19 protein-coding genes are annotated in these 25,060 nt (G+C 67.9%); 11 read left to right on the top strand and 8 right to left on the bottom strand.

The window, feature by feature from the left end; all coding sequences use genetic code 11:
* Nucleotides 1-27: 27 nt before the first annotated feature.
* The 3 genes from OG474_RS14845 (at nt 28) to OG474_RS14835 (ending at nt 6,003) form a co-directional block, all read left to right on the top strand.
* Complete coding sequence (locus OG474_RS14845) at nt 28-888, top strand: carbohydrate ABC transporter permease (protein ID WP_405064576.1); 861 nt, start codon at nt 28-30, stop codon at nt 886-888.
* Nucleotides 889-1,021: 133 nt separating this feature from the next.
* Nucleotides 1,022-2,644, top strand: a complete 1,623-nt coding sequence (locus OG474_RS14840) for a hypothetical protein (protein ID WP_405062863.1) — start codon at nt 1,022-1,024, stop codon at nt 2,642-2,644.
* A 1,586-nt stretch (nt 2,645-4,230) separates the two neighbouring features.
* A complete protein-coding gene (locus OG474_RS14835; protein ID WP_405062862.1) occupies nt 4,231-6,003 on the top strand; it encodes an NHL domain-containing thioredoxin family protein in 1,773 nt (590 codons plus the stop codon).
* Nucleotides 6,004-6,006: 3 nt separating this feature from the next.
* Here OG474_RS14835 and OG474_RS14830 read toward each other — a convergent pair whose 3' ends face one another.
* The 3 genes from OG474_RS14830 to OG474_RS14820 all read right to left on the bottom strand — a co-directional run bounded on the left by OG474_RS14830 (nt 6,007) and on the right by OG474_RS14820 (nt 9,312).
* Nucleotides 6,007-6,255: a DUF6458 family protein gene (locus tag OG474_RS14830; protein ID WP_405062861.1), complete on the bottom strand. Its 249-nt coding sequence runs from the start codon at nt 6,253-6,255 to the stop codon at nt 6,007-6,009.
* Between the two features lie 101 nt (nt 6,256-6,356).
* On the bottom strand, nt 6,357-7,124 hold the full coding sequence (locus OG474_RS14825) for a DUF4097 family beta strand repeat-containing protein (RefSeq protein ID WP_405062860.1): 768 nt from the start codon (nt 7,122-7,124) through the stop codon (nt 6,357-6,359).
* Between the two features lie 328 nt (nt 7,125-7,452).
* On the bottom strand, nt 7,453-9,312 hold the full coding sequence (locus OG474_RS14820) for an acyl-CoA dehydrogenase (protein WP_405062859.1): 1,860 nt from the start codon (nt 9,310-9,312) through the stop codon (nt 7,453-7,455).
* Between the two features lie 83 nt (nt 9,313-9,395).
* Between OG474_RS14820 and OG474_RS14815 the strand changes: the two genes are divergently transcribed.
* The 4 genes from OG474_RS14815 (at nt 9,396) to OG474_RS14800 (ending at nt 13,231) form a co-directional block, all read left to right on the top strand.
* Entirely contained in the window at nt 9,396-9,917 is a 522-nt protein-coding gene (locus OG474_RS14815) for a histidine phosphatase family protein (protein WP_405062858.1), read from the top strand.
* Between the two features lie 89 nt (nt 9,918-10,006).
* The gene (locus OG474_RS14810; RefSeq protein WP_405062857.1) at nt 10,007-10,333 is read left to right on the top strand and encodes a hypothetical protein; all 327 of its coding nucleotides are present in this window, start codon (nt 10,007-10,009) and stop codon (nt 10,331-10,333) included.
* Complete coding sequence (locus OG474_RS14805; protein WP_405062856.1) at nt 10,323-12,458, top strand: hypothetical protein; 2,136 nt, start codon at nt 10,323-10,325, stop codon at nt 12,456-12,458. The genes OG474_RS14810 and OG474_RS14805 overlap by 11 nt, the downstream gene beginning before the upstream one ends.
* 458 nt (nt 12,459-12,916) lie before the next feature.
* Nucleotides 12,917-13,231, top strand: a complete 315-nt coding sequence (locus OG474_RS14800; RefSeq protein ID WP_405062855.1) for a hypothetical protein — start codon at nt 12,917-12,919, stop codon at nt 13,229-13,231.
* Between the two features lie 27 nt (nt 13,232-13,258).
* Here OG474_RS14800 and OG474_RS14795 read toward each other — a convergent pair whose 3' ends face one another.
* From OG474_RS14795 to OG474_RS14785, 3 genes are all read right to left on the bottom strand, one after another.
* The gene (locus OG474_RS14795) at nt 13,259-14,170 is read right to left on the bottom strand and encodes an endo-beta-N-acetylglucosaminidase H (RefSeq protein ID WP_405062854.1); all 912 of its coding nucleotides are present in this window, start codon (nt 14,168-14,170) and stop codon (nt 13,259-13,261) included.
* Between the two features lie 103 nt (nt 14,171-14,273).
* Nucleotides 14,274-15,614 carry a hypothetical protein gene (locus OG474_RS14790; RefSeq protein WP_405062853.1) on the bottom strand — a complete coding sequence of 447 codons (1,341 nt, stop codon included), beginning with the start codon at nt 15,612-15,614 and terminating at the stop codon, nt 14,274-14,276.
* Nucleotides 15,611-16,108 (bottom strand): SigE family RNA polymerase sigma factor, encoded by a 498-nt coding sequence (locus tag OG474_RS14785; protein ID WP_405062852.1) that lies wholly within the window; start codon nt 16,106-16,108, stop codon nt 15,611-15,613. The genes OG474_RS14790 and OG474_RS14785 overlap by 4 nt, the downstream gene beginning before the upstream one ends.
* 79 nt (nt 16,109-16,187) lie before the next feature.
* Between OG474_RS14785 and OG474_RS14780 the strand changes: the two genes are divergently transcribed.
* From OG474_RS14780 to OG474_RS14765, 4 genes are all read left to right on the top strand, one after another.
* Nucleotides 16,188-17,468 (top strand): MFS transporter, encoded by a 1,281-nt coding sequence (locus OG474_RS14780; RefSeq protein ID WP_405062851.1) that lies wholly within the window; start codon nt 16,188-16,190, stop codon nt 17,466-17,468.
* Nucleotide 17,469: 1 nt separating this feature from the next.
* Complete coding sequence (locus OG474_RS14775; protein WP_405062850.1) at nt 17,470-18,642, top strand: anhydro-N-acetylmuramic acid kinase; 1,173 nt, start codon at nt 17,470-17,472, stop codon at nt 18,640-18,642.
* Nucleotides 18,643-18,647: 5 nt separating this feature from the next.
* Nucleotides 18,648-19,166 carry an AAA family ATPase gene (locus tag OG474_RS14770; RefSeq protein WP_405062849.1) on the top strand — a complete coding sequence of 173 codons (519 nt, stop codon included), beginning with the start codon at nt 18,648-18,650 and terminating at the stop codon, nt 19,164-19,166.
* 927 nt (nt 19,167-20,093) lie between these two features.
* Nucleotides 20,094-20,312, top strand: a complete 219-nt coding sequence (locus tag OG474_RS14765) for a hypothetical protein (RefSeq protein ID WP_405062848.1) — start codon at nt 20,094-20,096, stop codon at nt 20,310-20,312.
* On the opposite strand, the gene OG474_RS14760 is transcribed toward OG474_RS14765, so the two are convergent.
* Both OG474_RS14760 and OG474_RS14755 read right to left on the bottom strand, forming a co-directional pair.
* Nucleotides 20,313-22,799, bottom strand: a complete 2,487-nt coding sequence (locus OG474_RS14760; RefSeq protein ID WP_405062847.1) for a polysaccharide lyase family 8 super-sandwich domain-containing protein — start codon at nt 22,797-22,799, stop codon at nt 20,313-20,315.
* 82 nt (nt 22,800-22,881) lie between these two features.
* Nucleotides 22,882-24,975 (bottom strand): hypothetical protein, encoded by a 2,094-nt coding sequence (locus OG474_RS14755; RefSeq protein WP_405062846.1) that lies wholly within the window; start codon nt 24,973-24,975, stop codon nt 22,882-22,884.
* Nucleotides 24,976-25,060: the final 85 nt, after the last annotated feature.

Below are 25,060 nucleotides of genomic sequence, written 5' to 3'. Positions count from 1 at the left end.
GATGCGACCGGTTCGGCCGCGGCGGCGATCCGTCGTACGCCGAAGAGCCGTGGGGTGATCGCGGACGGCTCCACTCGCAAGAGCCGGACCGTGCGCTACATCCTGCTGATCCTGTTCCTGCTGTTCGTGCTCACGCCGGTGTACGTCGTGGTGATCACCAGCTTCAAGACCTCGCAGGACACGACCGCCGCCGCGCAGTGGTCGTTGCCGGAGACCTGGACGCTGGAGCCGTGGCGCAAGGCGTGGGACGTGCTGCAGCCCTACATGATCCGCTCGCTCACGCTGGCGATACCGGCCGCGATCATCGCCTCGTTGATCGGGTCCGCGAACGGCTTCGTGCTGGCCCGCTGGCGGTTCCCGGGCGCGAACCTCGTGTTCGCGTTCATCCTGTTCGGGATGTTCATCCCCTACCAGGCGGTGATGCTGCCGCTGCGGACGACGTTCACCGAGCTCGACGTCACCCGGGGAGTGCCGACCCTCATCATCGCGCACTGCATCTACGGCATCCCGATCTGCACGCTGATCTTCCGGAACTACTACGCGACCGTCGTACCGATGGAGATCATCGAGTCGGCGCGGGTGGACGGCGCCGGGCTGGTCCAGACCTACGCGCGGATCATCCTGCCGATCTCGATCTCCGGTTTCGTGGTGACGCTGATCTGGCAGTTCACCTCGGTCTGGAACGACTTCCTGTTCGCACTGTTCCTCACCCAGCAGAACAACGGCCCGGTGACACTCGGGCTTGCGGCCCTGTCGGGCGGCCAGAAAGTCGACTACGCGGCCAGTATGGCGGGGGCGCTGATCACGTCGTTCCCGACGCTGATCGTCTACATCGTGCTCGGCCGCTGGTTCATCGGCGGCCTGATGGCCGGAGCCCTCAAGGGCTGACCGTTCCATGGTGACGGCCCGTACACATCTGTACGGGCCGTCGTCGTCTTGTCACGGCGTGTTCGGTCACTTGTCCACAGGACGCGCGGCACTGGACTGCGGGGGGCTGGGCGCGGGCGGTAACCTCACGAGGGTGACCAAGTCACCCCGAGGGCGAGACGGACGGCGCAGCCACCTGCGGCTCGTCGATTCGAGCCCTGATCCGATCCAGGCACCCGCGGCCGGCGTCGACGTCGACACCACGCCGAGTGTCGCCGTGCTCGAAACCCTGCTGGAAACCCTGACCCTCGACCTGGCCGCCGCCCCGCGCAGCCTGCACCCGGTGATCGCCGAGGCCTCGGTGGCCCGGTCCGCCGCGATGCTCGCCGACCAGCTGTGGCCGGCCGGACGCCCGGACGAGATCGGCGAGGTCGAACGATTCTTCTGGGCCGACGCCGCCCGGGTGCTCGGTGAGCGCCGCGACCCCGAGTCCTTCCAACTGCTGACCTCGCTGGCCCGGACGGTCGGTCCGGCCGGGCGACTGCCGTTGCAGCGTGCACACCTCTCCCGGTTGCGGACCGAGGACGAGGTGCAGGACTGGGTCACCCGGATCGCCGGCTTCCGGCTGACCAGCGCGATCGTGTCCGAGGACATCACCGGTGACGGGCTCAGCGTCGTACTGGACTATGACGACGAGCAGCATCCGCACACCGTGGTCGTGTTCATCGACAACAACATCGGCGCGATCGTGAAGGACGTCTTCGTCGGCCCGCCGGTCGACCGGGTGCTGGACGCGTACCAGCGCGGCGGCCGAGTGACGATCCGTACGGTGCGACCGGCGACTGCCGCCGGCATCATCCTGCAGGCGCTCGGCGAGACCAACGACTTCGACGACCCGCCGGTGACCGAGGACTTCGAGTTCTTCTCGGCCCTGCTGGTGAATCGGCTCACCCAGCTGCCCGAACGCCCGATCCGGCCGCCGATCCGCCCCCTGCTCTCCCCGCGCCAGCGCGACAAGCTGGTCGACGAGTTTCTCGAGTCCTCGTTCGCTTCCGGTCTGCCCGAGGACGCGGCCGACATCGTCCGGCTGTGGGTCGACCACGCCGTCGATCACACAGTCGGCGGTCCGTTGCGCGTGAGCGCCGTACTGGTCGAGCTTTTCCTTGCGTACTGGCTGCCTCGCAAGGTCCTTGCCGACAGCACCTACTTTGCGGCTGTCCCGCCGGTTGTCAAAGCCTGGCTCGGGTATGCCGGTGATCGCACCCAGCTCGCCTTGGACGTGGTCGAGGAAGCGGTCGACGCCGTCGATGTCTGGACCCCGGCCCTCGAAGCGTCCGCGATCATCGACCCGGTTGGCGAACGCGTCTTCCTCGACGACACCACCAGCGACCTAGAAGACGCCTACCGGGCCCTCTCCGGCCTGGGCTCTCCGCCTCAACCGGACCTCCAAGGCCTCGACAAATCCCAAGCCGCCACCCTCTCCGTCCTGGCTCCCCACGCCTGGCTCATGGCCGGCGAAACCCTGGGCACCGCCTACGCCCCCGACGCCTTCGACATCGCCGAACGCCTGGTCCGAGAAGCCCCCGACCTCCTGGCCAAAGCCCGCCTCTCCACCTGGCCCCGAGCCATCGTCTGGCTCCTCGCCCACCGCCACCGCCTAGTGGGCCCCGGCGAACCCCTGACCCCCTACTCCCTGGCCGCGGACCTGGCCTCCTCCCCGGCCACCCTCCGCAAAACCGCTAAACTCCTAACTGACACCCTGATCCTCCCTCGCTAAAACCCCTTACCCACAAGGGATTCCGGCACAAATTCCGAGCCGCCACCGTGTCAGCTCTACGGCCGACCGACTCACGGCAGCCACCCACTCCCGGCGCTCGGCGTGGCCGATTCACGGATGGTTACTGCCGCTCCGTGACAGTAGAACTCCCTGGATCTCCGCTGGGGCCGGTCAAGAACCCCGCCTTCCCGGATGTGCTCGTCCCATCCGACCGCTGTGATGCGGCCGATTGGGTAGGCGTTGGTTGGTCGCCGCTGCGGCCGGTATTACTGAGGCGGGTGGCTGAGCAGGTGCCTGGCTGAGGGGGTGGCGAGGCCGGTGACCGAGGTTTCGGTTGCTTGAGGTTCCGGGCTACGGCTGAGGTGGGCGGGGTGACGGCAGTCGGTAAGTTCTGGTTGCTATCCCCAGAAAAAGTACCGGCCAGCGAAGCGGGGGTGGTCGGTCTCGCGCCACCAGTGGTGGCGTGAGACACCTTGTGATGGCTGGAGACCTGTTGCCATAGGTCTCCGGCCACGACTTGTTGTCTCCGGCCGCCAGTAGCGGCGCGGATCCAGCGGGCCAGCGGAGTCTGGGGAGTTCTACTGGCCGTTTCGGCAGGTCAGGCTCCCCAGTCCGACAGTCACCACCCCCGCGAGTGGCGCCACCGTGTAATCAGCACCCGAGTGAGGACCATGCCGCCGGATATCGATTTCCGGCGACATTCTCCTCACACTCGGTGCCCCATTCCTCACACTCGCACGGTGGCTTCACTCGCGGCCGGCACGGTGGCTTCACTCGGGCAGCACGGGACGGGTTCACTCGCCGACCGCACGGTGGCTTCGCTCGCGGGCAGCACAGAGGGTTCACCCGCCGACGGCATCGCCCGGCCAATTGGTTTTGCCGGCGGCAACCACCGCGGCGGGTCAGCTATCAAGCCTCCTGATCGTCGGCGGAGACCACAGCCCGTCAGCCACAGGCAACGGGGAACTGCGGTCACCGACCGCACCATCCCCCTCAGCCGAAGACCACCTCAGCCACCCGTCTCAGTCAAACCGGCCGCGGCGGCGACCAGCCACCGTCTACCCCGTCGGCCGGATCCGAGCGGTCGGATGGGACGAGCGCATTCGGGGCGGAGGGGCTACTGGCCAGCCAAGGCCCCCAGCCAAAGCCCCCAGCCACCGCGCCCGATCACCTGTCGCCATGCAGCTTTGCGGGGATCCACTGCCTCTGAGAGCCTGTTGCGATTTGGCTGGCGGCATCCTCCCCAAACCGGTTCGGGGAGGATTTGGGGCCGATTCGGGGGGTGAACGCTCCCCGGTTCGCCTTCCGGGAGGACGAAACTCTCCCCGAACCGGTTTGGGGAGCGATAACGCAACAGGCCCTGAGCGGCAGCAGATCCCCCCAGAACCACGTTTCCGCGCGCTTCGCAACGACCGTCGTGGGGGAGCTGGGGCGCGGGGTGACCGGGGTGGGCGGCTGCGGCGTGTGGGTGGTGGTCGCGCGGAGTGGATGGTGGGTGGGGAGATGCTCCTGCTGTCGACCGCCGCGCGGAGTTCGGATGGTGGGCGGGGGGAGGTGGGGTTGGGGTGGGGGCGGAGAATGGGGGTATGTATGTGCGTGCGCCGGAGCTCAGGGGTCGTGGGTGGTTGAACACGGGGGGACGGGAGTTGGGGCTCTCGGATTTCCGGGGACGCGCCGTCCTGATTGATTTTTGGACTTTTTGTTGTGTCAACTGCTTGCACGTGCTGGATGAGTTGCGGCCGTTGGAGGAGAAGTACGGGGATGCGCTGGTGATTGTGGGGGTGCATTCGCCGAAGTTCGCGCATGAGGGGGAGGAGGCGGCGGTGAAGGCCGCCGTGGCTCGGTATGAGGTGCGGCATCCGGTGCTGGATGATCCGGAGCTCGTGACCTGGCAGAACTACACGGCGCGGGCTTGGCCGACCCTGGTGCTGGTGGATCCGAACGGGTACATCGTGGCGCAGTATTCCGGTGAAGGGCACGCGCACGCGCTCGACGCGTTGCTGGCCGAGCTCATCGCCGAGCACGAGGCCAAAGGCACGTTGACGCGGGGCAACTCGCCGTACGTCGCTCCTGAACCGGAGCAGTCGGAGTTGCGGTTCCCGGCCAAGGTGATTGCCTTGGACAACGGGAATCTGCTGGTGGCCGACGCGGGGAACCACAGCATCGCGGAGCTCCAGCCCGATGCGGAGACGCTGGTACGGCGGATCGGCACCGGCGAGCGTGGATTCGCGGATGGCGTGCAGGCGAGTTTCTCGGAGCCGAACGGGTTGACCCGGCTGCCGGTCGAGATCGCCGAGCAGGTCGGGTACGACGTGGTGGTGGCCGACACGGTCAACCATGCGCTGCGCGGGATCGAGCTCGCGACCGGCGCCGTGACGACGCTCGTCGGGACCGGGAAGCAGTGGATGGACGGCGACAGCACCGACGTACTGAGTTCGCCGTGGGATGTCGCGTGGTGGCAGGGCAAGGTGTGGATCGCGATGGCCGGCGTTCATCAGTTGTGGACGTACGACCCGATCACGAAGCTCACCGAGGTCGCGGCCGGTACGACGAATGAGGGTTTGAAGGACGGCGATCCGCGCGAGGCGTGGTTCGCGCAGACGAGTGGGCTGGCGGCGGACGGGGATCGGCTCTGGCTGGCCGACTCGGAGATCTCGGCGCTGCGCTGGATCGACACCGAGGTGCACACCGCCGTCGGGACCGGCCTGTTCGACTTCGGGCTGCGCGACGGGAAGGCCGGCGAGGCGCTACTGCAGCACCCGCTCGGCGTCACCGTGCTGCCGGACGGTTCGATCGCGGTCGCCGACACCTACAACGGCGCCGTACGGCGGTATGACCCGCGCACCGAAACCGTCGACACGATGGCGACCGACCTGGCGGAGCCGAGTGGTGCTGTTGTCGTGGGCAACGAACTGCTCGTGGTGGAGTCGGCGGCGCATCGGTTGACCCGGATCCCACTGGGTGCGTCGGCGACGGCGTCCGAGTTCAGTACGCGGACGCAGCGGCCGCCGATGGAGATCGCGGCCGGCGAGGTGACGCTGGAGGTGGTGTTCACGCCGCCGCCCGGCCAGAAGCTCGACAACCGGTACGGACCGTCGACCCGGCTGCTGGTCTCCTCGACGCCGGACACGCTCCTGCGAGAAGGCGCGGGGGACTCGACCGACCTGACGCGCAGGCTGGTCATCGACGAGCACGTGGGCGACGGCGTACTGCATGTCGCGGTTCAGGCCGCGTCCTGCGACGACTCCGACGCCGTCGAGTTCCCCGCCTGCCACATGCATCGCCAGGACTGGGGTGTGCCGGTCCGCGTCACAGCTGACGGACCGGCACGGTTGGAGCTCGTCCTCTCCGGTGGGTGAGGTCTACTCCTTGATGTCGCGGTGGTGCTGCTCGACGACGCGGTACTCCTCCTCGACCGCCGGGTCGATCGCGTCGGTCTCGACGCGGCGCCGGCGGTTGGTGATGTAGAAGGACAGGACGATCCCGGCCAGGCCGGCGAGCAGCAGGATGTAGCCGACAACCTGGAGGTTCACCGCATCCCAGCTGTCGCGGACCGCGAACGCGAAGATCGCGCCCACAACCATCAAGAAAATCCCCACACCGATGCTCATCCGAGCCTCCTAGTGAAGTGCGCCTACGAGAGACGCTACCCCGTGGCCAGCTGCTAATCCATCACTTGTCAGACACGCCACCAGTACCCTTCGGCAAACGCTCAGTTGTGCTGAAGTTCGATGTCGCCGCTGACGGTCGCGGCCGTGATCGAGTGGGTGCCGGCGGAGTCGTTGCCCAGGGCGTTCTCCACCTCACCGGAGCGCGTGTCGGTGGTGACCTTGTAGCCGCCGCCCGGCGCGCTGATCTCGACATCCCCACTCGTGCCCTTGACCCGTACGTCGTTCGCCTCGGTCAGGTCGAGACCGATGTCACCGGACGAGGTCTCGATGTCAACCGCGCCGCCGCGGAGTCCGTCGGCGTCGATGTCGCCGGAGTTGGCCTTGATCTGCAACCGCCCGACGAGGTTGCTGATGTCGACATCGCCCGACGTCAGGTCGAGCTTCACGTCGCCGCTCACATCGGTGAGCTCGACCTTGCCCGAGCGTGAGTCCGCGTCGACACCGGCGACTCCGGTGAACGAGAGGTCCCCGCTGCCGTTCTCGCCGACCACCTTGGTACCGCGGGGGACAGTCACCTCGTAGTCCGCGCTGCAGTTCCAGCCGCAGTCGCCGTCGAGCTTCAGCGTGCTGCCCTCGACGTCGTACGCGTCGCCGCGCTTGAAGAACCAGTAGTGGCGGTTCTCCTTGACGGTCGTGGTGTCGTCGTCGGAGACCTTGATGGTGACGTCGGCGTTGTCGGCCGCCAGCCTGACCGTGTCGATCTTCGTGGCGACCTTGTGCTCGTCGTCGCTGTCCTTCCCCGCGAACTGCCACAACCCGATCCCGGCCGCGATCACCAGCACCGCGACCCCCAGCTGCCTGCTCTCCATCGTCCGCCTCCCAGCGTGTCAGCCTCGACCGTAGGTCGCGGACGCCGTACGCCGGATCAGGCAGAACCCCGGACGGACCCTCTCTGCGGCCCTGAGGCGAACCCCCGGACGTGACGCAGCCCTGGCTCGGACAGGGGAGGCCAAGCCAGGGATGCGGTGTTTCCACGGGCAGAAACGCTGCTACACGGAACCGCTTCAGGAGAAGGGCAGATCGCGGGGCAGATCGATCTGCCCCGGAATGCCCCTTGACGCGGCAACAACCGGGGCCTCCGGCTCGGTCCGCGCAAACGACCGAGCCGGAGGAGTACGGCGGATCAGACGGCGCCGATCAGAAGGCGGACTCGGGCAGGTCCATGATGTCGAGGTCGGTCAGCTCGGCCTTGATCCGCTCGGCGCGGACGGACGGCATCGTCGACCGGACGAACCACTGGGCCGCCGCGACCTTGCCGCTGTAGAAGTCCTGGTCGGCCGGCGTGAGCTCGCCGCCCAGCCGCTCCAGTGCGACCTCGGCCTGGCGCAGCATCAGCCACGAGCAGACCACGTCACCCAGGACGAACAGCAGCCGCGAGGTGTTCAGCGCGACCTTGTAGATGTTGCGCGGGTCGCCGTTCTCGGCCTGCGGGTTGCTCGCCATCAGCGCCTGGCCCATGATCCCCAGCAGGGCCTGGGTGTCCGCGAGACCCTTGGCCAGCAGCCCGCGCTCCTCCTTCAGCCGGCCGTTGCCGGCCTCGGAGGCGACGAACGCCTGGATCTGCTCGGCCAGGTGGCCGAGGGCCTTGCCCTGGTCCTTGATGATCTTGCGGAAGAACAGGTCCTGACCCTGGATCGCGGTGGTGCCCTCGTAGAGGGTGTCGATCTTGGCGTCGCGGACGTACTGCTCGATCGGGTAGTCCTGCAGGAAGCCGGAACCACCGAAGGTCTGCAGCGACTCGGTGCCGAGCAGCGTCCACGACTTCTCCGAGCCGTAGCCCTTGACCAGCGGCAGCAGCAGGTCGTTCACACCTTCGGCGACCACGTCGTGCTCACCGGCGTACCGGGCCTGCTCGGCGCGGTCCTGGTACGTCGCCGTGAACAGCACCAGCGCGCGGAGCGCCTCCGAGTAGGCCTTCTGGGTCAGCAGCGAACGCCGTACATCGGGGTGGTGGGTGATGGTGACCCGCGGCGCGTCCTTGGCCGGGTTGGTCAGGTCGGCGCCCTGGACGCGCGTCTTCGCGTACTCGAGCGCGTTCAGGTAGCCGGACGACAGCGTCGCGATGGCCTTGGTGCCGACCATCATCCGCGCGTACTCGATCACCTGGAACATCTGTGCGATGCCGTTGTGCACCTCGCCGAGCAGCCAGCCCTTGGCCGGTACGCCGTCGCCGAAGGTCAGCTCGCAGGTCGTGGAGACCTTGATGCCCATCTTCTTCTCGACGTTCGTGACGAAGGCGCCGTTGCGCTCACCGGTCAGCTCGCCGGTCTCGAGGTCGAAGTGGTGCTTCGGTACGACGAACAGGCTGAGCCCCTTCGTCCCCGGACCACCCGCGCCCTCGACGCCCTGCGGGCGGGCCAGCACCAGGTGGACGATGTTCTCGGTCATGTCCTGCTCGCCCGAGGTGATGAACCGCTTGACGCCCTCGATGTGCCAGCTGCCGTCCTCCTGCAGCGTGGCCTTCGCGCGCCCCGCGCCGACATCGGAACCGGCGTCCGGCTCGGTCAGCACCATGGTGGCGCCCCAGCCGCGCTGGATGATGTGTTCCGCGATCTTCTTGTCGCGGTCGATGCCGTTGCGCCAGAGCACGTGCGCGAAGTTCGGTCCGGCGGCGTAGATGTGGACGGCCGGGTTGGCGCCCAGGATCATCTCGGCCGCGGCCCAGCGCAGCGACGGCGGCGTCGGCTGCCCACCCAGCTCGGCCGGCAGTTCCAGCTTGAACCACTCGGCGTCCATGTAGGCGTGGTAGCTCTTCTTGAACGACTCCGGCATCCGCACCTCGTGCGTCTCCGGGTCGAACACCGGCGGGTTCCGGTCGGCGTCCTCGAACGACTCGGCGATCTCGTTCTTCGCCAGCCGGTCGATCTCGCCCAGCACCTCACGCGCGGTGTCGACGTCCATGTCGGCGTACGGTCCCTGCCCGAGCACCTCGCCCCGGCCGAGAACCTCGAGCAGATTGAACTCGATGTCCCGCAGATTCGACTTGTAGTGACTCACAGGGGTTCCCCTTACCGATTTACTCACGAGTAACTTGAGTATATACCGACCGGTAATGAAGGCAAAGCCGATTCACTGTGCAGATGCGGACCAGACTGATCTACGAGACCCACTCGACGACGCTCGACAACGAGAACGGCATCGCCACCGGCTGGCTGCCTGGCGAGCTGTCAGCCCGTGGCCGGGTCGAGTCCGAGGAGCTCGGAGCACGGCGGCAGGACGTCGACCTGGTCTTCAGCTCGGATCTACGCCGCGCCGTACAAACAGTTGAACTGTCCGGCCTGACAGTCCCGCACTTCCAGGACTGGCGCCTCCGCGAATGCAACTACGGCGACCTCAACGGCGCCCCCGTGGACGCGCTCAACCCACGGGTCGAGCGCGTCCGTACAGCGTTCCCAGGCGGCCAGAGCTACCACGACGTCATGGAACTGACCCGCTCATTCCTGGAAGACGTCAAACGCTGGTACGCCGGCAACGTCGTACTGGTAGTCGCCCACTCGGCAAACCGCTGGGCCCTCGACCACCTACTCGGCGGAGGCACCCCCCTCGAGAAGCTGATCACCGTCCCCTTCGACTGGCATCCGGGGTGGGAATACAAGCTGTAACCAGTTGCAACTTCGTGCAATCGACTCGCCTTCGGTTGCCAGCCCGCGTCTCGATGGGAAAGGCTGGCCGGTGGGGGTGGCACGCCGACATGGCAGAAGAGACAGCGGACGGGAACGTTCCGCATCCGTTGCATGCGTATCTGACGTCGTTGCTGAAGCGAGTCGGGACAGTGCAGACGAGATTGACGAACAAGCAACTGAAGCCGACGACCGCGATCTCGAACGGATCGGCCTGGGTCAGTCCGGCGGCCACGGCGTGGACCGGTGAATTCACGCCGCGTTCGACGAAGTACGTCTCCGGCGTCCAGAGGTTGAACGACGACCTGGAAGCCTTACTGCGTCGTACGCCGACTACGTGCAGCGCGGAAGAGGCGACGCGCTGGCGGGCCAAGCTGGGCGGTCACCATGGCGTATAAGGACGAGGGCGGCAGCCACGGGGCGCAGGCCGACGGGTTCTGCATGATCGATCCCGTGGTGCTGGGCGGCGTGATCAGCGATCTGGCCACGATGGAGTCGGCGATCGGCGCCGAGCTCAAGGGGCTGAAGGGCGAGTTCGAGAAGGTCGGGGTGTCGACGCAGCCGATCACCGATCTGACCGGCGTCGCGAGCTGGCTGCACGGCGAGCTCCCGATGCTCCGCCGCCGTCACGCAGCCGCCGTACTGCTGGCGTCCCAGAGGATGCAGCCGGTGGCCGGCACCCACATGCTGTCCATGTCGGAGGACCCGGCCGTCGCCACGAAGGACGCCGGTAACCTGGCTGTCCAGCAGATCAAGGCAGCCCTCGACGGCAAGCCGCCCGGCCGCGACGGCGTAGTCGACGCGATCCGCGCACTGGAACGGATCCGCAACTCCAAGGGAGCGCTCGGTCAGGACGACCTACTCTTCCTCGAGACGTTCTACAAGGGACTCGGCAAGGATCTCTACAAGGTCCCGGGCTACCTGAAGAACGACGACAACTGGATCGCCCCGACCAGAACGACGTACACGCCAGGCGAAATCATCCCGACAGGCCTCGACATCAAGACCCGTACGACGCTCGCCGCCTCCCTGGTCGGCGGCCTCCTCACCCTCTCCGACGAACGCCGAGGCGGCAACTGGAACCGCCTCCCCGAGTTCATCCAGCAAGGCGCCACCGACCGCTACACCGAGTACGTGCACGAGGGCAGCGGTGCCGGTGAGATGAGCGGCGGCGAAGCCCGAGAGCTGGCGAAGTTCCTGAGTAACGCCAGAGCGGGCGACCACGGCGGCGTGACGTTCAGCAAGGTGCTCGCCATCACTGCCACCGAGTCGGTCAAGGAGTATCTCAAGGTGGGCGGCGCAGACGACGAGCCCTCCCGAATCTTCCTGCAGATCGCCGGCAACAACGAGCAGGCGATGCATGACATGCTCACCGGTAAAGGCATGGATCCGCCCGCCGGTGTCGACAAAAACATCTACAAGGGATACAAGGGCGCCAAGGACTTCCTGGTCCCCATCTCGACCTACGCCTGGACTGATGACGGAAAGGCCGCGTCATCAGTCTTCGACTGGATCGCCGACGCCAAGACGTCCCACGACCCGACGCGGCAGGCGCTCGCCAACGAGTCGATGCGAAGCCTGGTCACGACGCTCGCGCGTCCCGACGTACTGAAACAACTCATGGACATGCCGGGTGCCGGCATCGGAGCCCCAGAGGAGGCCCTCGGAGTCATCAACCCCGAGTTGACCCGAGCTCTCGCCCGCGACGCCGCCGGATTCATGAATGAGTTCTCCGCCGGAGGTGCGAAGACCTTCGTTGTCGAAGGAGTCGACAACATGTATTCGGGGGAGATGGTCGCAGCGCGGTTCTTCACCCTCGTGGCAACCGACGACAAGTCGGCGGAAGCGCTTGCAGGAGCTGTCTACCGGAACAACGTCGATGGGATTCACCAAGCGATGACCGATGAGGAGCACGCCGGTGACCTCGGGCGGCGGAACGCTCAACTCCAGGGGTTGCTCGACACTGCCTTGCGGAACGCCGCGCTGGAAGAGACAGACAGTCGGGCGGCGGCCGAGGAAAACATGGCCGAAGTCCGCGGGAATGCACTCGGCGTTGTCGGCACGATGCTCGACGCCATCCCCGGAATGCCAGGTGGAGTCGAGGGATCGATCGGCATCGCTGACAAGATCCTCGACCGGTACCTGTCCACCGAGACGCCGACGGTGGAGCCCTATCAGATTCGGACCTACGGCATCGACAGCACGGCGTATTCGTCCCCAGGACTGATCACCAGGTACGAGTTCGCGAAAGCGCTGGTGGAGACTGGGAAACTCGATCCTGAGGATCTGCCGAGCGCCGTACGCTCGAACGACATCCCGCCACGCCTGAAGTCACCGGCAGAGTTCGAGGCGGAGAACTACAGCGTGGCTGCGGACAGCTACGATGAGGCAGTGGCGAGGACATCTTCCGGAGCGCTGCAAGCTAAATTCATGAAGCATCATTCGGAGGTCTACGACCGCGCCATCGCTAATTTCCGTGCTGAAGATCGCGAGCAGCTGCACGAAAAGCTGGGGATCGGATGAGATCGGGTGTCCGGAGTGCGCGTCTGTTGGCGGCTGGGATGTTGGTGGCGCTCGTGGCTGGTTGCGGGCTGTTCGAAGATGAGCCCGAGAAGCCTGGGCCGACGCCCGGCTATCCGAGGACTTGGATCTGGTCGGCAGCGCCTGGTGTGTCTGTGACCGGGCCTGATGGCACCGCGGTGCGGGCTTGGGTCGAGTCGGTCGGCCTCTATCAGGACACTCGGGTGTCGTTTCCTGGGTTCGCGCGGGCTACTGCGGAGCAGGTTTTCGCAAGCCTTGGTGGGGCGGACCAAGCCGGCAAGATCGGTGGAACGGATCGCGTCTATGTTCGCTCTGTCACCGTAACTGGCGAAGAGTTGCGGGCGCGCCTGTGTACGGACACCTGGGACAGCTTCTCCCTGATCGGCCCGAGTGGTGAGGGCATCGGTCAGAGAGTCGACCTGTCGACGAGAGAATTGGTCATGCGCCGAGGAGTTTCGGCCGAAAGCATCAACCGCCCAGACGTCCAGCTCGGCCCCGCAGAGCCGGTGCCGGATCCTAATCCGGCCAAGTTGGTGTCGGCCGACACTTGGCTCAAGGGGCCGACTACCGATGTTTTCTCCGGTTGGGTCGCGACCAGTTGGGACGGCGGCATCGACCCGCCCGCTGAGTGTGTGGCTTGGTTCAAGCGCAGTCACCCGGGCATCAACTACCCCACCGGGTACGACACGCAGAACCGGCCGAACGCCCCCAAGGGGCCGCCGCCTCCGACACTGCCCGCCGTACCGGGGTGGTAGGCGACGGGCAGTGGGGCTCGGGGGTTTTTACGGGGTGTAGATGGTGTTTTTGCCGTAGAGCTTTTGGGTGAAGGCGGACATGTAGGTGGCGGTGTTTGCTTCGGTGAGGTTGTAGGTGAGGAAGGTGCCGTAGCCCTCGGTGACGGTGCGTTGGGCGAGGCTGGCGGCTGTGGACTGGCTGGTGGCGGTGTAGCTGACGGCGGCGGGGGAGAGCTTCGCCTTGTCGGTGGGGCCGTGGGGGACGCCCCAGCCGCCGTAGTAGGGGTACCAGGCGTAGTCGAAGGTCTCGCGGATGCTCTGGCTGCCGCTGACCAGGCGGGTCGAGGCGGGGCCGATGTCGTACAGGGTGATGAGCTTGCCGGCGGGCATCTTGCGGCGCAGCGCCTGGACGAGCCAGATGAACGAGTCGGCGTTCGGCTGGCCGGTGCCGTTGTTGCCGTACTCGACGTACTCGTCGTCGAAGTCGATGCCGTCCAGGCCGTAGGTGGCGACGGCGTCGGCCAGCTCCTGGGCGAACGCCTCGGCGGACGCCTTGTCCGGGAAGTTCGCGAAGCCGGCGCCCTGGTGGTTGCCGAGGATCGACAGCGTGACCTTGATGCCCTTGTCCTGCAGCGGTTTGATCTGGGTCGCGCGGTTGGTCAGGACGTTCGTCACCTGCGGGTTGAAGGACAGGTACGCCTTCCGGGTGGAGGTGTTGAAGTTGATGTTCGCCGCGAAGATCACCGCGATGTCGATCACCTGCCGGCCGTCGTTCGCCAGCGTGTACTTGCCGGCGCTGAGCATGCTGTGGTCGTTGACCTCGATGTACGCGACCGTGGTCGGCTTCTTGACCGCGGCCTTGCAGGCCTGGGCGGTCGCGGTGCCGACACCGGTCGCGGCCACGGCGGTGCCGGCGGCGAGAGCTGTCAGAAGGGTCCTTCGGCGCATGAGCTCACTCATTCGATCGACTCCTCGTCACAAGGGTGGGCGGTCCGCCACACCGGTCAACTAAACCGGTATAGCGGACTGATCATCGATCGAGCCCAAACCCACTGTCAAGGGATCAGCGCAGCCACTCCGTCCGGGTCCCGGTGGGGGTGACGGCCTTGACCTCGGCACGCTCGCCGTCCGGGACGAGCAGCGCGTTCCTGGAATCCGTGCTCCACGCGCCGTCGCCGAACCGGTAGGACAGGGTCGCGCCCTGCGCCGCGACCGCCCAGCCCTGCTTGTCCGGCAGCTTGATCCGCACCGGCAGGTCGCCGGAGGTGCGGTCGGGGACACCACCAGGGACGATCCGGGCCTTGCCGTTCTTCGGCTTCAGTACGGCGTACGTCCGGGTCAGGTCGTTGTCGATCTGCTGCTCACCGAGATAGATCGAGCTGCCGTTGGCGGTGACGCCGTACCCGAGCCAGATCGAGTCCGCGAACCGGTAGTAGACCGGATCCTTGACCGGGCCGAGGGCCGCGTCGAAGGCGTCCCGAGCGGTTCCGGCGAGCTGCTGCGAGTTCGGCGACATCGGCCAGAGCCCGTCGCCATCGACGGTCGACCAGAGCCGGCCGTCGTCGTCCAGCGGGTTGACGTTGACGCCGCCGTTGGCGACCTCGAGATCCGATGCGCCCTTGGCCGGCAGGGTGTGCAACGCCAGGCTGAGGAGGTTGGTGTTTTCGGGCAGCGTGACCAGCCCGACGCCGTCCTTGAACGGCACCGGCGCGTACTCCCGGCCGCTGCTGCCGTCGTCGCGGTACTCGCGCCCGGGCGACCAGCCGACCTTCTTGCCGGTGTCGAGCACGACCAAGGCGTTGTTGCCGGCGACGAAGCCGATCTGGAGCCCGACGCCGGGCGCCGGGTAGCTGTCGGCGAGGACCGTGGGCTTGCCGTTCTTGTCGGCGACGAAGCCGACCAGGGTGTGGACACCTTCGCGGTCGAGTTGGATGTTGCCGTGATGCCGAAGCTCGGAGTACTGGCCGATGATCGCCGCTCGCCCGGCCGGCGTCGTACCGGCCCAGTAGACCTGCGGCTCGCCCTGCAGGCGGTTGAAGATGCCCCGGTCCCGGTTGGCCGAGTCGCCGTGCGAGCTCTTCCAGGCCAGCAGTGCCTGGTCGAGGAAGGGTTGGTCGTTGGCCAGGTCGCCTCGGGTGTGGCCTTTCATCAGGAAGCCGTAGGGGTCGTTCTGCACCGGTACGCCGACCACCGGGGGCTCGGTCAGCGAGCTGTAGAGGCCTGGGCCGGTCAGGGCGACGCCGCCGACGGCCAGGACGGCCATGGTGCTGATCGCCAGCGTGGTCAGGCGGCGGCGACGGAGGCGGCGGGCGCCGCCGTGGCGGGCCCGGACGAGTACGTCGGGAGCGGCCTCGATCTCGTCGACACTGGCCGTCAGTCGGTCCTTGAGCTCGGTCTCGGTCATCGCAGTCCTTCCAGGAGTGCGGGTTCGGTGATCTGGCGGAGGCGGTCCAGACCGCGGGAGGTCTGGCTCTTGACGGTGCCGAGCGAGCAGCTGAGCGCGTCGGCGGTCTGAGCCTCGGTCATGTCCTCGTAGAACCGCAGGACGATGACCGCGCGCTGCCGTGGCGGCAGCTCCTGGAGCGCCGCGAGCAGGCCGTCGCGGACGGCGTACGCGTCCGAGCCGTCCGGGGCACCCAGGTCGTGGTGATCGGCGAGCGCCACCTCGGGCTTGCGGCTCTTGCTGCGCCACCTGTTCGCCGACAGGTTGGCCAGCGTCTTGCGGGCGTACGGCTCCGGCGCACCCTGGATCCGTCGCCATTTCACGTACACCCGCTCGAACATCTCCTGCACGAGGTCCTCGGCCGCGGCCCGGTCCCCAGTGAGCAGTACGGCGGTCCGCAGCAGCCTGGTCGCGCTGCCGCGGACGAATTCGTCGAAGTCGTCGCCCCGAGACACCCGCTCGCTCCTCCCCGTGATCTGGTCTGTACCGAGAATGACACCGGCGAGGTCCGCAAGGTTGCGAGACAATGTTCGCGTGAGTACACCTACCTCGCACCGGCGGTCACTGATCGCGGGCACGGTCGGGAACTTCGTCGAGTGGTACGAGTTCGGCGCCTACGGCTTCTTCGCGACCGTGATCGCCGCGAACTTCTTCAGTACGACGTCGACCAGCGACTCCGAGAGCCTGATCAAGACGTACGCCTCGTTCGCGCTGGCGTTCTTCTTCCGCCCGATCGGCGCCGCGATCTTCGGCCGGGTCGGTGACCGGATCGGCCGCCGCCCGACGCTGATCCTCGTCCTGCTGCTGATGACCGGCTCGACCACGCTGATCGGCGTGCTACCGACGTACGCGAGCGTCGGGGCAGCCGCGCCGTGGCTGCTCACCCTGGTTCGGGCGCTCCAGGGCCTGTCGGCAGGCGGTGAGTTCGGCGGCGCGGTGTCGATCATGACCGAATTCGCCCCACCGGGACGTCGCGGCCGGTACGGCGCTTGGCAGTCGTTCACGGTTGCCCTTGGACTGCTCGCCGGCGCGGGGCTGGCGGCGATCCTGGCCACCGCGCTGAGCAAGGAGGCGCTGACCGACTGGGGCTGGCGGGTGCCGTTCCTGGTCGCGCTGCCGCTCGGGCTGGTCGCGCTGTGGTTGCGACTCCGGCTGGAAGAGACGCCGAGCTTCGCCCGTGCCCAGGCTGCCGTCACGGAGCCCGGTCCGGCCGGTGCAGGTGAGGTCGCGAAGGCGATCGCGCTCGGGATCGGCCGGCTGATGGGCTGGTCGGCGGCCGGATACACCTTCCTCGTGGTGATGCCGTCGTACCTGCAGGCGACCCTGAACGCGACCTTCCAGCAGGCCCTGGTCGCGACCGTGCTGGCGAATGCCGGGTTCGCGGCGTCGATCCTGCCGGCCGGGCGGCTGAGCGACCGGATCGGGCGGCGGCCGGTGATGGTGACCGGTGCCGCGCTCGTCGTCGTACTGGCGTTCCCGCTGCTCAATCTGCTCCAGGACAAGGAGGCGGGTACGGCGGCCAAGGGGGCCGCGGTCTTCGTCGCCGGACTGGTGGTGGGGTTGATGGCTGGGCCCGGACCCGCGATGCTGTCGGAAATGTTCCCGACCCGGGCGCGCTACACCGGGCTCGGCCTGGCGTACTCGCTGTCGAACGCGGTGTTCTCCGGGTCGGCCGGGCTGATCATCACGGAGCTGATCAAGCGGACGAAGAACATCGACATACCGGCCTGGTACGTCGTGGTGACGTGTGCGGTGAGTGTGGTGGCACTGCTGACGTTGCGCGGAGACGATCATCGACGGGAGCTGCGGGACTGATATGCGAGTCATCGGGTTGATGTCCGGGACGTCGTACGACGCGATCGACGCGGCGGCGGCCGACCTCCAGCTGGACGGGGACCAGCTGGTGCTGACCCCGCTCGGGATGCTCAGCCAGCCGTATCCCGACGCGGTGCTGCGGGAGCTGGCCGGGTTGTTGCCTCCGGCAAGCACCACTGTCGAGCGGGTCTGTCGGCTGGACACCGGGATCGGGCAGGCGTTCGCGTCGGTGGCCCGGCAGGCGGTCGAGCAGCTGTGTGGTGGGTACGCCGATCTGATCGTGTCGCACGGGCAGACGGTCTACCACTGGGTCGACGAGGGACGGGTCCGCGGCACTCTCCAGCTCGGTCAGCCGGCGTGGATCGCCGAGGCAACCGGTACGACGGTTGTGTCGGATCTGCGCGCGCGGGACGTGGCGGCGGGTGGGCAGGGGGCGCCGCTGGTGAGCATCGTCGACGTGCTGTGGCTGCGCCGGCGGTCCGGCGTACCGGTCGCGCTGAACCTGGGCGGGATCGCGAACATCACCGTGGTCGACGGGAACCCGGTGGCGTTCGACACCGGGCCGGCGAATGCGCTGATCGACGCGGTGGTGACCGAGCTGACCGTCGGGCGGCTGACTTTCGACGCCGATGGCGTGATGGCTGGGCGTGGGCAGGTGCACCAGGAGCTGCTCGAGCGGCTGCTCGCGGAGCCGTACTACGCCGTACCGGCGCCGAAGAGCACGGGCAAGGAGCTGTTCAACCTCGCGTACCTGGCCCGGATGCTGGAGGGGCTGCCGGAGATCCCGGCCGACGACCTGGTCGCGACCGTGACCGCGTTGACCGCGCGGACGGTCGCGGACGCCGTACGGCGGCATGGTGGGACCGAGGTGATCGCGTCTGGTGGTGGTATCCGGAACCCGGCGCTGATGCAGCGACTGGCCTCGGAGCTGGAGTCGGTGCCGCTCCGGAACACCGACGAGCTGGGGTTGCCGTCGGCGGCCAAGGAGGCGCTGGCGTTCGCCGTGCTGGGGTTCCTGACCGTGCACGGGCTCGGCGGGACGGTCCCGAGCTGCACAGGTGCGACGCACTCGAGCGTGCTGGGTTCGATCACTCCCGGCCTGGGCGGTGTGCCGCACGTCTCGCGCGATGTTCGACCTCCGGCGAGCCTTCTGATCGAGGGCGCGCCACACTAGTTCTTGTGACGAGGTTGTTCGTGGTGACAGGTGCGCCCGGGGCCGGCAAATCGACCGTGGTGCCGGAGCTGGTGCGGTTGAATCCGGGCAATCTCGTCGTGATGGACATGGACGAGCTGCTGGACGACCACGGCCGGCTGCTCGGCATCAGCATCGCCAGTCCGACCGCGGCCCCGATCTGGCCGGCGTACAACGCGGTCTGGCTGCGCATCACCGAGCTGATCCGCCGCTCCGGCATCCCCGTTCTCCTGCTCACCCCCGGCCTCCCCAGCGAGCTCCCGGAAGGCCGCTGGCTGCACCTGGACTGCCCCGACGCCGTACGCCGCAAACGCCTCGCCGCCCGCGGCTGGCTCCAGGACCAGATCGACGACGCCCTCGCCGACGCCGCCGAACTCCGCAAGTACGTCCCCCGCTCCGTCCGCGGCGACGTCTCCCCCGAACGCGTCGCCCGCAGCATCCTCGACTGGATCCGCGGCGAACGCTTCGGCAAAACCCTCAACCTCTGGACCCGCTTCCGCGCCTGACCGCCCCGACCAGCCGATAGGCCGGTTCACGTGGATCTACTGCCGCCGGGTGACAGCAGAAACTCCGTGGATCTGTGGCTGGGCGGGGTTGGTGGGTGTTTGCGGGGATCTGCTGTCTCTGGGTGACAGCAGATCCCCGCAAACCGCGCCTCGGCGTGCTGGGATGCGGCCGGAGGCCTTGGTGCCGGGTACTCGCCGCCGCGGCCGGCGCCAACGAGCAGGGTGGCTGGCCGATCCTGTGGCCGAGGTGGATGGCGAGGCCGGCGCCCCAGGTGCCCGTCGCCCGGGCTTCGGCTGCGGTGCGGTGCGGTGCGGTGCGGTGCGGAAACGAGGGGATCTCCCCGCAAGTTGCCGGTTCTCTCCTGAAGTTTTGAGCAGAGAAGGGCCAATCTGAACGGATATCCAGCGAAATTCCGCAGGCTAGGCACCCGACCCGAGCCGCGGTGGTCGACCGGCACCCGACCCGAACTGCAGCGGGGGGTCACCTGACAGGAATGCTCATCGTCTGGGGGCAACCACAACCCGTCAGCCACAGGCAACGGGAACCGCGGTCACCGACCGCACCATCCGGCCCAGCCCCAGACCACCCCAGCCACCCGGTCCAGTCAAACCGGCCGCAGCGGCGACCAGCCATCGCGTACGAAATCGGCCGAATCCGAGCGGCGGGACGAGACGAGCACCTTCGGGACGGAGGGGCTACTGGCCAACCGAAGTGCCCAGCCACCGCGACCGATCACCCGTTGCGCTATCGCTCCCCAAACCGGTTTGGGGAGCGAGCAGCCGCCAAATCGCAACAGACACCGAGAGACAGCAGAAACTCCGCAAACCTGCATCCCGGGACGACTCAGCCCCCGAGCGCGCGCCCACCCATCCCACGGCACACACGACGGCGCGGCTAATCCGCTCATCGGGTCCTAGATTTGGTCCATGGCAGACATCACCATCCCCGTGGATGCGGAGCTCGAACGCGCACGGGGCGTTCTGACGCGCGACGGCCGGTCCCGGGAGACGGCCGTTCGGCAGGCTGTTGTCGAGGCTGCGCGGCGGATGGAGCGTGCTGCGGGCAGGCGCCGGGAGGTGTTGCGGATGCCGATCGGAACTATGGATGGTGTTGATCTCGGTGCCGAAATCTCGGGAGAGCGCTGATTACCAGGCTGGGCGGAGGCTGATCTGCTGGGACTGGCCGTGGGTTTGGTGGGTGGTGATGGTCAGGCGGGTGCCGGTGAGGGTTCGGGTGACTTGTACGGCGGGGGTCGGGGTGGCGGGTTTGAGGTATTGGGCCCAGAGGTTGAGGGTGATGGTGGCGCGGGTGGTGGTTGGGTCGGAGACGGCGACCGTCAGGTCGATTCCGTGGCGTTGGAGGAGGACCGAGGCGGGGCCGTCGATGGTTAGGCCGGGGAGATGGTGAAGGCCTGGGGAGAACGTGTTGGCGGCGGTGAGGCGGAGGCCTTGGTGCTGAATCGCTTGTAGGCGTGGGGTGTTGGCCAGTACGGCGAGGCGGCCGTGGTCGTAGCTGCGGAGTGCTGGTTCCGTCGCGTTGGGGACCAGGGCGTAGGCGAGCGCGCGGGTGGTGCCGGCGGGCTGGGCGGCGGTCAGGGCGAAGACCTGCTTGGTGACCGCGGTGTCCGGGTTCGCGGTTCGGATCACGCGGCGGCTGCGGGTGACCTGCTGGACGTTGGCCGTGACCTCGGCGGGCTTCAGGAAGTAGTAGCCGACGGCAACGTTATTGGCGGCGTAGCGCAACCAGCGGGGTTCGCCGGAACCACCCCAGGGACGACCATCGCGTCGTACACCGGTGATCTTCACTGTGTCATTGGGAGCCGCGATGCGGGTGTCGAGGGTGGTGGTGACCGGGCGCTCGACGTCGTGCAGACCGGCGGCGAGCACCACGATCTCGTCGTCGAGGAGGAACCACGACTTGGTCGCGGACGCGTTCCGATAGGTGACGAAGTTGTCCGGAAGCTCGTCACGGGACGCATAGGCGAAGTCGTCCGACTGCACCCAGCCGACTGCGCCGTACGTGCCGAGGGTCGCGCCGCCGGAGTGCTTGTTGGTTCCGGTCGGGAAGTAGACGTACGTGTTCTGCGCCTCGGACGACGGCGTGAACTCCGGCGGGTTGTCGTAGTACGCCGTCCCGTAGAGCTCGGGGATCGTCTTGCGGGTCTCGACCGGCGCGGTGACACCACCGAGCGCGTACGGCGAGACGGTGCTGAAGTAGTCGACGCCGTACGCGCTCGTCTGGTCCTGGCCGCTCAGATACAGGTAGTGCGCGCCGTCGCCCTGGAACCACGGCATCAGGTTCTCGCCGCTCATGTACTCGTACTTGCTGATCCGGTCCGAGTTCCGCGCCAGCGCGAACGCGAACCCGGGCCGCCGGTGCACGGTCCGGTCCATCGCGTTGAACGCCACACTGCTCGCGGCCGGGTTGAGGTCGGCCGGCACGATCGCCGGATCGGCGCGCAGGTCCGCGAACCGCGCGATGCTCACCGGTGAGACGAAGCTGTTCGGGTTGATCGTCGGCCGCGCGGTGAACTTGGCGAACGCCTTCAGCCGGGCCGCGTCCGCAGCAGCCGCGTAGTCGGCCAGGTCCACGACCGCTTCGACCACCACGGCCACATCGTCGTACCCGGTGGCCGGCCGCGAGACCGCACGGCCCTTGACGATCTCCATCATCCAGCCCTCGAAGATCAGCGGCGCGAACCCGTGTTCGACCCAGCCCTGTACGACGCCGATCAGCTCGGCGGTCTGCGCGTACGAGGTGTTGTCGAGGATCTTGACGGTCTGAACGACCCGGCTGAGCAGGGCCTTGCCGTACGAGCCCGTGTACGCCACGGACGCGTGCTGGATGAAGGACCCGTCGGCGTAGTACCCGTCGGTGACGCCGTGCTGCAGGTTGTACGGATCGATCGTCGCGAACACGGTGAACTGGTCCTGCAGCGCCTTCCGGATCCGCGCGTCGTCACCGAGCAGCGCGCCCTGCAGCACGCGGTTCGCGGTGATGTCGACCAGGTTCGCGCCGGTGTGGAACCGCGAGTCGAGGTCGACGTCGCCGTTCTTCCCGTTCCGCAGATAGGAGTCCATCGAGGCGACGTACGGCGTGACGAGGGTGGCGGGCGCGTCGATCAGGGCGAACGTCTTGGAGACGAACGTGGAGATGCCGATCTCCCAGGTGAACCAGTTGCCGTAGTACCCCGTCGACTGGTCGCCGTACCAACCGTCGTACAGGCGTTGCAGGCCGTCGATGATCTTGGTCCGGACCTCCGGATTGCCCTGCAGGTCGGAGGCCGGTCCGGGGCGGCGGTACGCGAGGGCGATCTCGTAGAGATGCTGGTACGACGCGCTCAGGTTCGGATCGCTGGTCCCGAGCGGGAGTCCGGCGAACAGTTCACCGCTCCCGGCTCGCCCGAGCGCGGCCAGCCAGGTGCGCGCGGTCGCGTCCATCCCCGCCACCTTGGCGGCGACCTCCGGCCGCGCGTTCGAATCCGCCGTACCGGCGTAGATCGCGATCGCATTGGCCAGCAGCAGGTCAGGCTCGGCAGCAGCGCCGGCGGCGACGGCTCGAGCCGGATTCACGGCGGCCAACAGCGCGGTGGCGGGGACGAACGACAGCAAGCGGCGGCGGCTGAGCTCCACAACAACTCCCAGGGCGATGGGAAAAACCTCACCCCAGGAGTCAATCAGGCGAAACTATCTTCCGGCAAGCGGTTACCGCGCTTTAGGAGCCACCGGCTCCGACGAGTTGGCCGTCCATCGAGAGGATGCGGATCGGCCCGCCGGTGGATTTGGCCGGAATGACCAGGGCCACCTGGTGGAGGTAGTCCTGGTGCAGGGTCTGGGTGTACTTGACCATGCTGCTGAACGCCGTCGCCTCGCCGCTGGTCCAATAGGCGTTGGAGCCCGGCTCCACGCGCTGCATGTACTGCTCGGTGAGGGAGAGGAAGACCAAGCCCTCGCCGTCGGCGGTCATGAAGGTGACCGGGGTGCCGGACGGTTTGTAGGTGTCCTCGACGGCGGCGATGTAGGACTCGGCGGCGTCGGCGACCTTCGACTGGGAGCGCTGCTCGAGGAGCTTCGCCATGCCCGGCGAGGCGGTGAAGAGCTTGGCCTCCGCGGCCTTGGGGCCGCCGGTCAGGTACGCCGCGAGGGTCGGGGCGACCGCGGTCGGTTGGGTGGCCAGGGAGTTCAGGTCGGCGCGGCTCGGGGTGCGCACGCCCTCCATTGCCGGCAGGTCGATCGAGGCGCCCGGGTAGACCGAGTGGGTGAGCAGCCACGGGGCCCCGGCGTTCTCGCGCTCCCAGACGCCGAGCTGCCGGGTATCGGCCGCGCCCGAGACGCCGGTGGTGACAACGAAGCGCATCGGGTACGCCGTGAACTCCGGCGCGCCGACCACCGGATTGGTGAACGTGAACGGCTTGTCGGTGGTCTTGCCGGCCGCGTCGATCTTGCGGCCGATCTGATACCCGGCGCGGGTCTGGGCCAGTGTCGGCTCCGCCTCGATGGTGCCGGCCAGCTTGTCGTCGCGGGCCGCGTTGGCCTTGTTGTTCAGCTCGTTGTACTTCGCCACCACGGCGGTCGCGTCGGCGACGCTGACGGCTGGGCGCGCGTCCGGAGCGGTCAGGCTGTTCTTCGGTGGCATCAGGCCACAGCTCGTTGCTGTCAGCAACAAAGCGCCACTGGCCAGCAGGGCCGCAGTCCGCTTGACCGCCTCGTCGCTCTTCACGAACTCCGGCGACTCCACCAGCGGCAACGTCTCGGTGGGAGGAGTCTCGGGGGCCGCCGCGGCGGGGACGCTGGTCGGGAGAGTGGCGCGCGACTTCGCCCGGGCGACCGCCGCCGGCGACATCAGCATCGGCGCCGACCGCATCGCCTGCACAGGCCGCACGGGCGGCTCCGTCTGCAGCCGAGCAGCCGACGCCGGCTTCGGCTCCGGCTTGGGCCTGGGCTGGGCGATCACCGCGAGCTTCTCGGTCGCCTCGTCGTCGGTCGAGCGTGCCGCCGGCCGCACCTCAGGTGCACGGTACGCCGGGACGTCGTCGATCACGGCAGTCGCAGGCGCGGGCGCCTGGTTGGCCGGGGCGAACGGGTTGGCGTCGCGGGCCGCGACGAGCGTGCTCGCGGGCGTCGACGTACCGAGTGCGGCGGCGGCACCGGCCGAGCTGGGCACCTGCACGGCGCCGGCCTGGTCTGCCGCCTCGCCCGACCGCACGGTCGGACGGCGGAAGGCCAGCGCGATCCCCAGGGTCAGCGCGACGACACCCGCGCCCAGGACCAGCAGACTGATCCCGAACGAGCGGTGCAGCTCGATCCCGAAGCTGACCTTCGCGTCGACGGCGGGGGTGCCGTCCGCGTTCATCACGACCACGGAGTAGCGGCCGTCCTGCATCGGCCACGCGATCGACTGGTTGCCGGCACCGCCGGACTTCGCGACCCACCAGTCCAGGTCGGCCGGCGGGGTCAGCTTATTGGTGAACCCGTTCATCGTCTGCGTGCTGATCGTCGAGGGCACGTCGTACCGGATGACGCGGGTGTGGGCGGCGCCCGAGAGGTAGTCGGCGACGTCGAGGTCCTGCGCGATGCCGACGAACAGCGGCTTGGACCCGGTCACGCTGACGCGCAGGGTCGGGCCGTGCCGGTCGAGCAGGTCGGGCGCAGTGACCACGGCCAGGCCGTCACTGGTCAGTGCCCGGCCCCCGGTCGAGATGGTGTTGTCCGGGCCGACGAGCCAGAACGCGGCCGCGGCGCCGGCGATGCCGGCCACCAGGCCGATCAGGGTCAGCAGCAGGCCCAAAGCAGTGCGGGCGAAACGCATCAAGAGCTCCCGTTGGTACGACGAGCCCGGCCCGCGGACGGGGGACCAGGCAGCGGGCTCGGCCGCGGGCCCCCTCGGGATCCCG

This window comes from Kribbella sp. NBC_01505 (genome assembly GCF_045040285.1).
Taxonomy (GTDB): Bacteria; Actinomycetota; Actinomycetes; order Propionibacteriales; family Kribbellaceae; genus Kribbella.
The sequence above is the reverse complement of the archived record's forward strand: the minus strand, read 5'-3'. Positions and strand labels throughout refer to the sequence as shown.

Bases quoted from the DNA above. Each gene is read 5' to 3' on its own strand.
- OG474_RS14835 (WP_405062862.1), top strand. From the start codon at position 4,231: ATGTATGTGCGTGCGCCGGAGCTCAGGGGTCGTGGGTGGTTGAACACG.
- OG474_RS14830 (WP_405062861.1), bottom strand. From the start codon at position 6,255: ATGAGCATCGGTGTGGGGATTTTCTTGATGGTTGTGGGCGCGATCTTC.
- OG474_RS14825 (WP_405062860.1), bottom strand. From the start codon at position 7,124: ATGGAGAGCAGGCAGCTGGGGGTCGCGGTGCTGGTGATCGCGGCCGGG.
- OG474_RS14815 (WP_405062858.1), top strand. From the start codon at position 9,396: ATGCGGACCAGACTGATCTACGAGACCCACTCGACGACGCTCGACAAC.
- OG474_RS14810 (WP_405062857.1), top strand. From the start codon at position 10,007: ATGGCAGAAGAGACAGCGGACGGGAACGTTCCGCATCCGTTGCATGCG.
- OG474_RS14805 (WP_405062856.1), top strand. From the start codon at position 10,323: ATGGCGTATAAGGACGAGGGCGGCAGCCACGGGGCGCAGGCCGACGGG.
- OG474_RS14800 (WP_405062855.1), top strand. From the start codon at position 12,917: ATGCGCCGAGGAGTTTCGGCCGAAAGCATCAACCGCCCAGACGTCCAG.
- OG474_RS14795 (WP_405062854.1), bottom strand. From the start codon at position 14,170: ATGAGTGAGCTCATGCGCCGAAGGACCCTTCTGACAGCTCTCGCCGCC.
- OG474_RS14790 (WP_405062853.1), bottom strand. From the start codon at position 15,614: ATGACCGAGACCGAGCTCAAGGACCGACTGACGGCCAGTGTCGACGAG.
- OG474_RS14775 (WP_405062850.1), top strand. From the start codon at position 17,470: ATGCGAGTCATCGGGTTGATGTCCGGGACGTCGTACGACGCGATCGAC.
- OG474_RS14765 (WP_405062848.1), top strand. From the start codon at position 20,094: ATGGCAGACATCACCATCCCCGTGGATGCGGAGCTCGAACGCGCACGG.
- OG474_RS14755 (WP_405062846.1), bottom strand. From the start codon at position 24,975: ATGCGTTTCGCCCGCACTGCTTTGGGCCTGCTGCTGACCCTGATCGGC.